The organism is Streptomyces sp. NPDC001270 (assembly GCF_042896695.1).
Taxonomy (GTDB): domain Bacteria; phylum Actinomycetota; class Actinomycetes; order Streptomycetales; family Streptomycetaceae; genus Streptomyces.
This window is the reverse complement of the sequence record NZ_JBIAXM010000002.1, coordinates 112950-125445: the sequence shown is the minus strand read 5'-3', so window position 1 is coordinate 125445 and position 12496 is coordinate 112950. Positions and strand designations below refer to the sequence as shown.

At 70.5% G+C, this 12496-nt stretch carries 14 protein-coding genes; 4 read left to right on the top strand and 10 right to left on the bottom strand.

What is annotated here, in order from left to right; all coding sequences use genetic code 11:
* Nucleotide 1: 1 nt before the first annotated feature.
* Both ACFY2B_RS04480 and ACFY2B_RS04475 read right to left on the bottom strand, forming a co-directional pair.
* A complete protein-coding gene (locus tag ACFY2B_RS04480; RefSeq protein ID WP_390761647.1) occupies nucleotides 2-295 on the bottom strand; it encodes a CU044_2847 family protein in 294 nt (97 codons plus the stop codon).
* Entirely contained in the window at nucleotides 253-591 is a 339-nt protein-coding gene (locus tag ACFY2B_RS04475) for an SDR family NAD(P)-dependent oxidoreductase (RefSeq protein ID WP_390761646.1), read from the bottom strand. Before ACFY2B_RS04475 ends, ACFY2B_RS04480 begins: the two co-directional genes overlap by 43 nt.
* A 296-nt stretch (nucleotides 592-887) precedes the next feature.
* Between ACFY2B_RS04475 and ACFY2B_RS04470 the strand changes: the two genes are divergently transcribed.
* The gene (locus tag ACFY2B_RS04470) at nucleotides 888-1337 is read left to right on the top strand and encodes a hypothetical protein (protein ID WP_390761645.1); all 450 of its coding nucleotides are present in this window, start codon (nucleotides 888-890) and stop codon (nucleotides 1335-1337) included.
* 85 nt (nucleotides 1338-1422) lie between these two features.
* On the opposite strand, the gene ACFY2B_RS04465 is transcribed toward ACFY2B_RS04470, so the two are convergent.
* From ACFY2B_RS04465 to ACFY2B_RS04450, 4 genes are all read right to left on the bottom strand, one after another.
* Nucleotides 1423-2451, bottom strand: coding sequence for an aldo/keto reductase (locus ACFY2B_RS04465; RefSeq protein ID WP_390761644.1), 1029 nt, complete (start codon nucleotides 2449-2451; stop codon nucleotides 1423-1425).
* Nucleotides 2452-2527: 76 nt separating this feature from the next.
* Nucleotides 2528-2950, bottom strand: coding sequence for a VOC family protein (locus ACFY2B_RS04460; RefSeq protein ID WP_390761643.1), 423 nt, complete (start codon nucleotides 2948-2950; stop codon nucleotides 2528-2530).
* A 307-nt stretch (nucleotides 2951-3257) separates the two neighbouring features.
* Nucleotides 3258-4055: an SMI1/KNR4 family protein gene (locus ACFY2B_RS04455; RefSeq protein WP_390761642.1), complete on the bottom strand. Its 798-nt coding sequence runs from the start codon at nucleotides 4053-4055 to the stop codon at nucleotides 3258-3260.
* 145 nt (nucleotides 4056-4200) lie between these two features.
* Nucleotides 4201-4635, bottom strand: a complete 435-nt coding sequence (locus ACFY2B_RS04450; RefSeq protein WP_390761641.1) for a VOC family protein — start codon at nucleotides 4633-4635, stop codon at nucleotides 4201-4203.
* A gap of 248 nt (nucleotides 4636-4883) precedes the next feature.
* Here ACFY2B_RS04450 and ACFY2B_RS04445 point away from each other — a divergent pair, with 248 nt between their 5' ends.
* Both ACFY2B_RS04445 and ACFY2B_RS04440 read left to right on the top strand, forming a co-directional pair.
* Complete coding sequence (locus ACFY2B_RS04445) at nucleotides 4884-5330, top strand: RrF2 family transcriptional regulator (RefSeq protein WP_390761640.1); 447 nt, start codon at nucleotides 4884-4886, stop codon at nucleotides 5328-5330.
* 143 nt (nucleotides 5331-5473) lie between these two features.
* Nucleotides 5474-6682, top strand: coding sequence for a globin domain-containing protein (locus tag ACFY2B_RS04440; RefSeq protein ID WP_390761639.1), 1209 nt, complete (start codon nucleotides 5474-5476; stop codon nucleotides 6680-6682).
* A gap of 142 nt (nucleotides 6683-6824) precedes the next feature.
* Here the strand turns inward: ACFY2B_RS04440 and ACFY2B_RS04435 are convergent, their stop codons facing one another.
* Both ACFY2B_RS04435 and ACFY2B_RS04430 read right to left on the bottom strand, forming a co-directional pair.
* The gene (locus ACFY2B_RS04435) at nucleotides 6825-7769 is read right to left on the bottom strand and encodes a ketopantoate reductase family protein (protein WP_390761638.1); all 945 of its coding nucleotides are present in this window, start codon (nucleotides 7767-7769) and stop codon (nucleotides 6825-6827) included.
* A 68-nt stretch (nucleotides 7770-7837) separates the two neighbouring features.
* Nucleotides 7838-9286 carry an MFS transporter gene (locus ACFY2B_RS04430; RefSeq protein ID WP_390761637.1) on the bottom strand — a complete coding sequence of 483 codons (1449 nt, stop codon included), beginning with the start codon at nucleotides 9284-9286 and terminating at the stop codon, nucleotides 7838-7840.
* A gap of 276 nt (nucleotides 9287-9562) precedes the next feature.
* Here ACFY2B_RS04430 and ACFY2B_RS04425 point away from each other — a divergent pair, with 276 nt between their 5' ends.
* Nucleotides 9563-10039, top strand: coding sequence for a winged helix-turn-helix transcriptional regulator (locus ACFY2B_RS04425; RefSeq protein ID WP_390761636.1), 477 nt, complete (start codon nucleotides 9563-9565; stop codon nucleotides 10037-10039).
* An 88-nt stretch (nucleotides 10040-10127) separates the two neighbouring features.
* On the opposite strand, the gene ACFY2B_RS04420 is transcribed toward ACFY2B_RS04425, so the two are convergent.
* Both ACFY2B_RS04420 and ACFY2B_RS04415 read right to left on the bottom strand, forming a co-directional pair.
* Nucleotides 10128-11363, bottom strand: a complete 1236-nt coding sequence (locus ACFY2B_RS04420) for an MFS transporter (protein WP_390761635.1) — start codon at nucleotides 11361-11363, stop codon at nucleotides 10128-10130.
* A gap of 306 nt (nucleotides 11364-11669) precedes the next feature.
* On the bottom strand, nucleotides 11670-12290 hold the full coding sequence (locus ACFY2B_RS04415) for a hypothetical protein (RefSeq protein WP_390761634.1): 621 nt from the start codon (nucleotides 12288-12290) through the stop codon (nucleotides 11670-11672).
* Between the last annotated feature and the right edge of the window lie 206 nt (nucleotides 12291-12496).

Genomic DNA, 12496 nt, shown 5'->3' with positions numbered 1-12496 from the left:
GTCATAGCGCGCCGTCAGGGGATTCCTGGCGGTTCCAGACCACTCTGACTTGCAGATGCACCGCCGATTCGCTCTTGGCGATAACTGCTCCGGCCTGAGCCGACAGGTCCACCCCGAACTCCACCTCGATCTCATCCGGACCGGCCTGCCGTAACTGCTCCAGCACCGCCCGCGCTGTCTCCCGCACGGGTACCAGCGCCTGCTGCACAGTTTGCGGCAGCTCCCGCACCGCATCCGCGACGCGCCCGGCCTTCACCGGCCCATCCACCTCCGGCGCGGCCTCAACCAGCACCACGCCCCCGCCCTCCAATGGAAGTCGCGCGAAGCTCTGCACCTGCACCCCTGTACGTCGAATCCGGACCACCGCGTTGGACGCGGACGGACGAAGACACTACCCTGCCCACTCCCCGCGCAGACCGGGTAGACGGCGACTTGGCCGAAGCGCTTCTCAAGCTGCTTCGCGGCCTCTTGGACGGTGGCCTCGTCGGTGACGTCCAAGGTGACCGCGTGCGCATCGCCGCCGGACGCGCGCACCGCCGCAGCGGCTTCCTCGCCGCGTCGTGGGTCTCTGGCCCCGATCACGACCGTCATGCCCAGTGCGGCAGTTGTCCGGCAACGCCACGACCGATCCCCTTGTTCGCCCCGGTGACCAGCGCGACCGTCCGGCGCGTGCTCTCCTCGCTCATCAGCTGCTCCTTGTTGTCGAGGCGGGTTGTCGAGGCGGGTTCTTCTCGGAACCCGCCTGCACAACCTGAGACGAGACAGCCCGGCCATCTCTGGCACACGGACAGAAGGAGTCCTTCAGCCAGGACAGGTCCGGCCGAGGCCAGACGGCGGTGGCCCCGGCCTCCTGGCCCCAGAAATCGAACATGTGATTGAATCTGGGCATGGTGCACAGGATGTTTCCGCTCGACTTGGTCCAGGCTCAGCGCGACTGGAACCGCACCTACGCGGCGTTGGAGCGGCGGCCGTTCCGGACGGCCGTGCTACGGCGTCAGCTCCAGCGGCTGTCCGTCCGGCTCGCCTCCCATCCGTATTGGGAGACTGCGGCCGGCCGGTCGCCCGCGGCCAGGGTCGAGCTGCGTCAGCATGTCCGGGATCTCCAGGAGGCGGAGGGCCGCCTCACCGACCAGCAGGAACGCATCCTGGCGTGTATCAGGGAGTGGGTGGCCGCCCGCGGTGAGACACCCTCGATGCGGGAGATCGGCAGGAAGGTGGGTCTGTCGAGCACGGCGTCGGTCGCCTACCAACTGGACCGGATGGAACAACTCGGTGTCATCGACCGCGACCCGGGCCAGGGCCGCGGTACGGGGCGAGGGATTGCCCTGCGGTGGTGAGTGCGTGTGACTGCGTGTGAGTGCGTCGCGCGGTGGCTCACGCCACGTACTGGCCGCGCAGGGTCAGGTCGGGCCGCGGGTCGGCTCAGGCCGCGGAACGCCCGGCACGGGGGCGGCGACGCAGCGCCGGTTCGGACACGGACGGTGGCGTGAAGCCGACGTCCAGCGGTCCGAGGTCGGTGCCGGGCGCCACGATGGCGTCGATCTTGTCCAGGACGGCGTCGTCGAGGACGGTTCCGGCCCCGGCGAGCAGGTCCTCCAGCTGCGCCGGGGTGCGCGGTCCGATGATCGCGGAGGTGACGTCGGGGTGGCTGACGGCGAAGGCCATGGCCAGGTGGGTGAGCGACACCCCCGCTTCGGCGGCGACCGGCAGCAACCGCTCGACCGCTGCCAGCTTGGTCTCGTCGGTGAGGTGTCTGGGGACCCAGTGCATACGGGCGTTGTCGACCTGGGCGCCCTTGCGGTAGCGGCCGGTGAGCAGGCCCATGGCCAGCGGGCTCCACACGAGGACACCCATGCCGTGGCGGCGGCACACCGGGAGGACGTCGCGTTCGACACCCCGGTTGAGGAGGGAGTAGGTGGGCTGTTCGGTGCGCATCCGGTGCAGTCCGTGCCGCTGCGCGATCCACTGGGCTTCGACGATGTCGGCCGCGGGGAGGTTGGACGTGCCGATCGCGCGGACCTTGCCGGCACGTACGAGATCGGTGAGCGCGGAGAGGGTTTCCTCCATGTCCGTGTGCGGGTCGGGATGGTGCACCTGGTAGAGGTCGAGGTGGTCGGTCCGCAGACGGCGCAGTGAACCCTCCACCGCCCGCATGATCCAGCGCCGCGAACTGCCGGACCGATTGGGGCCCTCGCCCATGGGCCCGTTGAACTTGGTGGCCAGGACCACGTCGTCACGGCGGCCCTTGAGCGCTTTGCCGAGGATTTCCTCCGTGTCGCTGTAACCGTAGACATCGGCCGTGTCGATGAAGTTGATGCCCGCGTCCAGCGCGCGGTGGGTCATGCGGACGCACTCGTCGCGGTCCGCGTTCCCGTTGGGGCCGAACATCATCGTGCCCAGGCAGTAGGCGCTGACCTCGATGCCGGTCCGCCCCAGTTGTCGCATACGCATGCTGATCGTCTCTTTCACAGGGGAGGGGGCCGGGCCGCGGAAGCGCGGCCCGGCGGTCTCGTGCGGGTGGGAGGGGTCAGCCGTTGTAGGGCGCGGTGACGTCCAGGACCCACGTCACACCGAAGCGGTCGGTGAGCATGCCGTAGAGCGGGGCCCACGGGGCCGCCTCCAGCGCGCGTACGACGGTCGAGCCCTGCGTGAGCTTGTCCCACAGGGCGCTGATCTCCTCGGCGTCGGTGCCGCGCACGGAGACGAAGAAGGGGTTCTGGCCCTGGTCCCAGGGCAGTTGGGAGGGCACGTCGTAGGCCATGACGTGGAAGCCGTTGTCGCCGGCCACTTCACCCCACATCACCCAGTCGGCCTCGTTCTCGTTCTGCACCGCTCCCGCGTCCTTGTAGGTCACCGCGACGGACCGGCCGCCGAACACGGACTGGTAGAAGCCGAGCGCCGCGCGCGCCTGGCCCCGGAAGTTCAGGTGAGTGGTGGTCGTGACGGACATGGCGCTACTCCTCGCAGCCGACGGGCGCGGCCGGGCGGCCGCTGTCCCCACCCGGAGGCGTTGCTCCGGGTTCTTGCGAGGACAACACTTCCGCCAGTGCAGGACAGGTTGTGTCCTGTACTGGCGGTGCAGAGGTTCTTGCTGGTCGTCACCGTGAGATCGGTGTATCGGCCGGCGGTTGGCCGTCTTCGCGGGCAGGGTGGTCAGGGCGGTCTGTGAGGTGCCTGATGATCTTGTTTCCGCCGGCCTGAGGGAGCGCACGGCTCCGCACCCCGGCCCTCAGGACGCCGTCGGCGGCGAGGGTCGGTCAGTCACCTCCCTGGTAGTTCATGAACCAGTGGGTGTCGACATAGCGGGCCATCGTGAACCGGTGGTGCGGGTCGACGAGGATCCGGCAGACGAACTCCGCGGCCTGGCACTCGAAGGGGACGTCCTCGCCGTCGAAGGACCGGACCACGACGGGCCACCGGTCGGGATCGTCGCCGACGGCCCTCCAGCAGTACAGGTCCTCGTGCTCGGTGCCCGCCCAGATGAGCAGCCGGTCCTCGCTCAGATCCGTCCACGGCTCCTGGTTCAGGTCGAGGTATCCGTCGAAGGCGCCCTCGCCGAACGTCTCGACCATGCGCTTGTAGTCGCCCGGCAGCGCGGTGCCCAGGCGCGACTCCACCTCCGCCCAGTCCATGTCCGGCCGCTGGGCGGGCTGCGTCCAGCCGGTGATCCGTATCAGCCGCTCCATCCAGTCGACGTCCTCGTCCGGAGCTGCCGCCAGGGGTTCGGACACCTCCCTGCGCGCGACCACCAGTACCGGCCGTTCGGTCCCCGCCGCGTCCCGCGCCGTACCTGTGCCGACCCACTGATCCCCGTACGCCCACGCCCGTATCTTCACGGCCCGGTCCTCGAAGGGGGCGAGGAGAGCCGCGCCCCTGGACTCGTCGACCGTCGGATCGGCGAAGCCGTCGAGGACGAGGGTGCGCGGGGCGCCGTACCGGCCGGCGAGCAGATCGGTCAGGCCCTGCGCGTCCAGGTCGCTGGGCAGGTACATGTAGCCGTCCGCCGGGCCGAGTCGGGCCAGCAGGTCGTTGACGGTCGCTTGCGTGAGCTGCATGGCGGACAGTCAAGCGCACCGCACTGACAAGGGACGTGCTCACGGACGTATCGACGTCGGTCCGGGGTGGGGGAGAGGCCCGAGGGAGAGGTCAAAGGGAGAGGCCCGAGGGAGCGGGCGCCCACCTCGCCGTCCCGGAGGGTGCTCAGTCGAGACAGAACTCGTTGCCCTCGACGTCCTGCATCACGATGCACGACTCGTTGTGGTCATCGGCGAGCAGCACACGCACGCGTACCGCGCCGAGCGCCACCAGCCGTGCGCACTCGGCCTCAAGCGTGGCGAGGCGTTCTTCCCCCACGAGCCCGGTGCCGGCCCGCACGTCGAGATGCACCCGATTCTTGACGACCTTGCCTTCGGGAACGCGCTGGAAGTACAGCCGCGGGCCGACGCCTGAGGGATCACCGCAGGCGAACGCCGAACCCTGGCGCTCGGGCGGCAGCGAGCGATCGAAATCGTCCCACGTGGCAAACCCCTCCGGCGGTGGCGGTACGACGTACCCCAACACCTCGCACCAGAAGCGAGCGACGCGCTCGGGTTCCGCGCAGTCGAAGGTGACTTGGAACTTCTTGACCGATGACATCGGCGCACCATAGCAGGGGGACTCCGGCGCTCACTTCCCAATAAATGACCTGCACCACGACGTGGGAAAACCCGGCACCGCGCGTCCGTGACGGCGCGCGGTCACGGCCGGCCGCCCCGGGGCGACTGGCGGCGGGTGGTGGCGACTGGTGGCAGGCGGTTGCTCCGGGCGTGCGCGTGGTGGACACCACAGCGCCGACCGCCACCCTTTAATTGGAATCTGGTATGCGTATTTGTTAGCGTGCCGATGTGCGATTGACCAAGTTCACGGATCTGGCGCTGCGCGCGATGATGCGTCTGGCCGTCTCCCCGCAGGGTGACGCCCTGACCACGCGTGAGGTCGCGGAGGTCATGACGGTGCCGTACGCGCACATGGCCAAGGCGATCGCCCGTCTGCAACATCTCGGCGTGGTCGAGGCCAGGCGGGGGCGTGGCGGCGGGCTCGAACTGACCGAACGCGGGCGACAGGCGTCGGTCGGCCGGCTGGTCCGCGAGTTGGAGGGGGAGGGCGAGGTCGTCGCCTGCGAAGGTGATCCGCCCTGCCCGCTGCGCGCGGCCTGCCGATTGCGCCGGGCGTTGAGCGCCGCACAGGAGGCGTTCTACGTCGCTCTCGATCCGCTGACCGTCTCCGACCTGGTGGCATCGCCCACCGGACCGGTGCTGGTCGGGCTGGTCGGCGTCCGCCGCCCCGAGTGACCGGTCTCTGAACCGTCCCGAGCGATCGGGCTTCGAGTCGTCCTGAGCGACCGGGCTCCGGGCGGTTTCGGGCAACAGGGCTCCGGGCCGAGGATACGCGCGCCCAAAAATTGGAATCTGATATGCAAATTCATGGAGGTACCGTGCTCTCCCAGCAGTCCACGCCCGTCGTCCGCGAAACCCTGCCCGCCGTCCGCGCCGCCATCGGTGAGATCGCCGAAGTCTTCTACGCCAGGATGTTCGACGCCCATCCCGAACTGCTGAGGGACCTGTTCAACCGCGGCAACCAGGCGGGCGGCGAGCAGCAGAAGGCGCTGGCGGGTTCGATCACGGCCTTCGCCGAACTGCTGCTGGCGCACCCCGACGTCCGCCCCGACACGATGCTCGCCCGCATCGCGAACAAGCACGCGTCGCTCGGCATCACCTCCGAGCAGTACAAGATCGTCCACGAGTATCTGTTCGCGGGGATCGGCGAGGTGCTCGGCGACGCCGTCACGACGGACGTGGCCGCCGCCTGGGACGAGGTCTACTGGCTGATGGCCGACGCCCTGATGGCCATCGAGACCCGGCTCTACGCGCAAGCCGGTGCGGCCGGGGGCGGGACATGGCAGCGGATGACGATCGCCGAGCGGCAGGAGGACTCTCCCGACGTCGTTTCCTTCACCCTGCGCCGTGCCGACGGACGGCCGTGCGTTTCCTTCCGGCCGGGCCAGTACATCAGCGTGCGGGTCGAACTGCCGGACGGCGCACGCCAGATCCGCCAGTACAGCCTTTCCGGTACCCCCGGACGCCCGGAGTGGCGGATCAGTGTCAAACGCGTCGCAGGCGCCGCACAGCCCGACGGCGAGGTCTCGTCCTGGCTGCACGACAACGCCCGAGTCGGCGACACACTCACCGTCTCCGCCCCGTTCGGAGACCTGACCCTGCGCCCCGGCGACGGACCGCTGCTGCTGGCCTCCGCCGGAATCGGCACCACTCCCGTGCTGTCCATGCTGAACCACCTGGCGGCCGGCCGATCGCCCCGGTCGGTCACCGTCGTCCACGCCGATCGCACCCCGGACGACCACGCCCACCGCGCGGAGTTGAAGCGCCTGGTCCGGGCACTGCCCGACGCGCGGCTGCACCTCTGGTACGAGGAGCCCGACGGCCAGGAACCCGAAGCGGCCACCGGCCTCGCCGACCTCGACGCCGTCGACCTGCCCGAGTCCGTCACCGCCTACCTGTGCGGCCCGCTGCCGTTCATGCGATCCATACGCGGTGACCTGCTGCGCCGTGGCATCCCGGCCGAGGACATCCACTACGAGGTGTTCGGACCGGACCTCTGGCTCGCCGCCTCGTCGGAGACCGATTGACCCCGGGCCCACACCGCCCCGGCACCGACGGGCCTGACCCACACCGTCCCGTCGTCGACGGGACCGGCCCACATCCGTGCCGGCGATCTCCTTCCTTGAGGCCCCGTTCCTTCCTTGATGCCCCGTCAGAGAAGTTCCGCGTTCAGCGCTGATCGCGGTCGGCAGCCAGGTGCCGGTCGTGAACCCTGAGACGGACGACGGCAGCGTCGAGCAGCGCGGTGGACAGTCCGTGGTGCCGTCCCTCCGCGGCGAGGGAGACCAGCACCTGGTCGACCTCGGTCGGGCGCCCCTGCGTCACGTCCCGGTACATCGAAGGAACGAAGTGTGATCCCTGCCGCGAGAGCGTGGCCAGCAGACCCGCGTACGCGTCCGCCGGGAGCGGGTGGCCGGCCGCGGCGGAGACGGCCGCGGCCTCCGCCAGGACGGCCGCGGCGAAGTCCGGGCCGCCCGGCACGCCGGCCACGTCGCCCACGGTGCCCTGGGCGAGGCACGTGATGACCGTGGCGGCGCTGATGAAGACCCACTTGTGCCACATCGCGGTGCGAATGTCGTCGGAGACCCGCAGGTCGAACCCGGCCGACCCCAGTGCCTCGGCGGCCACCCGCAGCCGCGGGGTGTCCGCCCCGTCGAGTTCGCCGATCTCCATGCTCGCGGCGGGCGCGGCCACGGTGATGGTTCCGTCCGGTGCGAGCTGTGCCTCGACCTTGACCACACCTCCCAGGACCGCATGGGGGAAACGGGTACCGATCGCGGCCAGGTGGCCGACGCCGTTGAGGAACGGGACGATCGCCGTGTCGGAGCCGACGGCCGGGGCCATGTCGCGCAGCGCCGCGTCGAGCGCGCCGCCCTTCACCGTCAGGAGGACGAGGTCGTAGGGGCCGGTGAGGTCAGCGGCGGTCACCAGCTTCGGAAGCAGTCGTTCCACCTCGTCGGCCCGGCCGCCCGTCGAGATCCGCAGACCTTCGCTGTGCAGTTCGGCGGCGCGTGCCGGCCGTACCAGGAAAGTGACATCGCGGGACGCCTGGGCCAGCCTGGCTCCGAAGTACCCGCCGGTGGCTCCGGCTCCGACGACGAGGATACGTGTCATGGGGGATGCGTCCTTTGCTGTGGTGGCCGACCGCGGTCGGGTTCTCCTCACGGTCGCCGGCCGCGCGGTCAGTGGGCGTCGGCCGGCGCGTGCGATGCTCCGGCAAGGTCGGAGATATCAGCCCGTGCCGCTCGGTCCCGGGCGGCACCACGGGTGATCTGGAGGCCCACGAACGTGCACAGCAGGCTCAGGCACGCGGCCAGTACCCAGGAGACGCGGAAATCCTGCCGGGAGGACGGTCCGATGTGGGACCCGACGACGGCGACGAGGACGGCGACCCCCACGGTGGCGGAGATCTGCCGTACGGAGTTGACCAGCGCGGATCCGGTGGCCGAGCGGTGCCCCGGCAGGGCGCTGACTCCCGCGGCCACCAGGGTGCCGAGCGCCAGACCCACGCCTGCTCCGCTCATGATCATGCTGGGCAGCAGGCCGACCCAGTAGTCGGGGGAGGCGGAGGCGAAGCCGGCCCGCCAGAGCATGGCGCCGGTGAAGAGGAGCCCGCCCACGGCGATCAGGGGGCCGTGCCCGTAGCGCTGGGCCGCTCGGGCGGTGAGCAGGGTGACGACGGGCACCAGGGCCGGCCCCGGCACCATCGCGAGGCCGGTGCGCAACGCACTCCAGTGCCAGACCTCCTGGCACCACAGGACGTTCGACAGAAGCATGATCGCGAAAGCGACGCCGAAGACGAACGTTCCCGCGTTGGCTGAACCGAACCGGGGCAGTCGCAACAGGTCCAGTTCGAACAACGGGTGGCTGTGCCGGACGGAGCGCAGGACGAACGCCGCTCCGCTCAGCACCGCGACCGCGAAGATCAGGACGGTCCTGCCGTCCAGCCAGCCCCAGTCGGGTCCCTGGACCAGGCCGCCGGACAAGGTCGCGACCGCGACCGTGACCAGCAGCGCGCCCAGCATGTCGGGCAGCGGTCCGTCCTCCCGGGCGTCCGTCCGCGGCAGCACCAGGAGGCCGGCGATCACGGTGGCGATGCCGATGGGCACGTTGATCACGAAGACCCAGCGCCAGTCGACCTGGACCAGCAGCCCCCCGGCGACCGGTCCCGCCGCGGCGGCGAGTCCGCCGATGGCCGCCCAGTTCCGGGTGGCCCGGGTACGGTCCTCGGTCCGCACGGTGGCCAGCAGCAGGGCCAGCGAGGTCGGCAACTGGGCCGCGGCGCCGACCGCCTGCACGGCACGGGCCAGTACGAGCGCCCACAGATCGGGTGCCAGGGCGCAGGCCAGTGAGGCGAGCGTGAAGACGGTGACGCCGCCGAGGAAGACGGGCCGCTGCCCGATCCGGTCCCCGGTCCGGCCGGCCACGACGAGCAGTGCCGCCAGGGCGATGGCGTACGCGTTGAGGACCCAGGACAAGGAGCCGAGTGTGGCGGCGGACCCCTGCCCCGGCGAGAACGACGCGCCCATGGCGGGCAGGGCGACGTTGACGATCCAGAGGTCGAGGTTCGTCATGAAGACCGCCAGCAGGATCACTATCCCGGCGACACGTTGCTTTGATATTCCAATCAAGGCCATGTCCTCCAGCAGAGCACAGGCTGATTTGAATTTCAAACCGGCGGGTGTCTCTCCCGGTCCGCCCCGGTCCGCCCCCGGTCAGACCCCGGCCCGCCCCCGGTCCGGGCCCAGCCGCTCAGAGGCCACCCCTCACACCTCTCGTACGTCTCGCACCTCTCACGTCTCTCGCGCCTCTGCGTTCGCCTCTCGCCCGGCGGCCGTGCTCGCGTGCGCCGCCCGCACCCGAAGGCTGGCTTTGAAATTCAAAGCATCCGGTGCGATACTGGCGCGATGACGACGAAACGCATCGATCCGCACGAGCTGGCCGGACGTCCCTGTTCGCTGGCCGCCTCGCTCCAGGTGATCGGTGACCGGTGGTCGCTGCCCGCAATCCGTGAGGTGATGCTCGGCAACCACCGGTTCCGGCAGATCGCCAGGAACACGGGCGCACCCACGGACCGTCTCTCTGCACGCCTGAAGAACCTGGTCGCCGCCGGTGTGCTGGAACAGCGCCCCCTGCCGGACGACCCCCGGCACCACGGCTACTACCTCACCGGCGCCGGACAGGACCTGGTGGGCGTCGTCCGGGAGCTGCTCCGCTGGGGAGACCGCTGGGCGGTCACCTCACCCCCGTTGCGCATGCGGCACCGCGACCACGAACTCATGCCCCGGACCGTCTGCGAAAGCTGCGGTGAGACCGTCGATCCCCACGACGTGCACCCCGAGGTGACCGTCGAGGGCTGGACCCTGGCGGGCCCCACCGGCTGACCCGGCCCCACTGGCCGACCCGGCGCCACCGGCCGAGCAGGTGCGTTCTTCCGCTCCGCCGTCATCGGCGGTGTGCGGTGTCGGCGGATCAGCTTCCCGTCGACGGTTCCCCACGTGTCGACCGCCGTTGCGGTGTGCGCAGCAGGCGTAGGCCGGCGAGGCTCTGGAGTGCCATCGCGGTGGCGGCCGTCGCGGTGACCGCGAAGCCACCGCGTGACCCCAGCGAGTCGATCGCCCAGCCGGAGACCGCCGCCGCGGTGGCCGAGCCTGCCGCGCTCGCGGAGCCCAGCCAGGAGAACGCCTGGGTCAGGACGGTCTGGTGGACGGTCGACTCGGTGAGCACGGAGAAGAGCACGAGCAGGGGTGGGACGGTGGCACCGGTCAGCACCACGACCAGTCCGAGCCCGAACGGTGAGCCGACCGTGAGGAGCAGCAGTGTGCCGAGCGTCAACGTGCTGGTCGTCACGAGCAGTTGCACCGGGGGTGCGGCACGCCACCGGCGCAGCCCGTACAGCCATCCGGCCAGCAGTCCGCTGCAACTGGAGACGGCGAAGACCGGGGCCGTGGCGCCCGGTGCGCCGTGCTCCACCGTGAACGCGGTCACCGACACCTGCAGGGCGCCGAAGTAGACCCCGATGGCCAGGTTGAGGCCCATCAGGACGAAGACTTCGCCGCGCAGCAGCGACCGGTCCGCACGGGTGTGCGCGGCGCTGTCGGCCGCCGGGGAGGGCGCGCTGCCGCGCTGCGCGGCGAGAACCAGACCGCCGGCGACTGACAGGGAGGCGGCCAGCGCCGTGCCGACCACGGGGTGTCCGGCCGCGGCGAGTGCGCTGACCGACGCCGGGCCGACGAGATAGGCCACCGCGTTGCTGAGGGACTCCAGCGCGAAAGCGGTGGGGAGTTCCGCCGCTCGGCCGGTGCGCAGCAGCGCCGCCCAGCGTGCCGCGGACATCGCACCGAGTTGCGGAACGCTGATCCCGACCAGCGCTCCGCCCAGAGTCAGGAGGGCGTCGGAGGCGCCCGCGGCGACCAGGGACACGAGGGCGGCCACCGCGAGGGCGTGGGCGAGAAGCGCGGGCGGCAGGACGCGGGTCTGTCCGAACCGGTCCACGAGCCGGGCCAGGTGTGGCGCCCCGAGCGCTTCGGACACCGCGAACCCGCCGGTGACCAGGCCGGCCGCGGAGAAGGTGCCGGTGTGGCCGTGCACGAGCCAGACGATGCTGATGCTGGTCATCGCGCCGCCGACCCGTCCGAAGGAGGCCGGCAGGAAGAAGGCCGCCGCACCCGGGGTGCGCAGCAGGGAACGGTAGTTCGCCGATGGCACGGCGAGTCCTGTCCGCTGCCCGGCGGGACGGCCCACCTGGGTCGTCGGTGCCCGAAGTACCGACCCGTGGTCGCCGCCTGGAACCGTCCAGTGTTGGCGCGGAGAGGGGGCACGCGCCCCGCACCGACTCCATCACCGGGCAGAAATCGTGATCTGTGGTCGGCGGCAATTCTCACCGCTCGGACCGGCGATGTCCATCACGATGCGGATCGGGACCCTGCCTTCCGACGCCGCGCCTCCGTCGGCGAAGTCGAAGCCTTCATCGACGATGACGACCTGGTCCCGGTGGCTGCCGCGGGCCGGCACTCACGGGTGTCGTGCGGTGCCGGGTTCGGGTCGGTCGCGGTAGAAAGTCTGCTCGAATCTGTAGAGAAAGGCCCGGTAGGCCCGGTGCTGGGCTGAGTTCAGATGAATGTGCGCTGTCGGGTGCGATGCTGTCGCCGCCCGGAGGGCTGCCATCAGCTCCGGCGGAGGCTGGAGCCGGAGGGCGGTGAGGATCCGCCGGCAGGCGTCGACGAGCCGTTCGCCGGGTTTCTCGATGTCTTCGAGGGCGTCGGCGAGTTGGGTGGAACCCTCGCGTTCGGACCGGGCGAGCAGCCCGTGAAGCAGTTCCATCGTGGCCAGGTCGACCGGGTTCAACTCGATGACGTGCAAGCACCTTCCCTTGACGGCCCCATGGCAGGGGCCCGGCGCGACGGGGGTGTTCCCGCCGTCGTGGTCCGGCCGGCGAGTGCGGCAGGGGCATGTCGCCCAGGCCGGTGGAAGCTGCTGGGCGATCCTCCACCAGCCCTCGTACGCGGCCTCCGCCGTCCAGATCTCCTCCGGGGACAGGACCCCGGGATAGAGGGACGTCAGCTCGTGGAGCAGTTCCTCAAGCCGGTGGAAACCCGCCAGGAACACCGCGTCGTTGGGGATGAGGGAGTGCATGCAGAACCTTCCGTTCGATGCGGGGCCGGTCGACCTCCCCGCGGGTCGTGCGTGCGGAAGTCAGCCGCGCACGAGTTCACTTCACCGCCAGGACCGTGCGGCGGTGCCGTCAGCCACGCTCTGCCAGGACGCTGCTCGTCTGCCAGCGGTCAGGGGCGTGGGGGTAAGAGGCATAAAGCGATGGCCGGACCGGCTGCCGGACACCG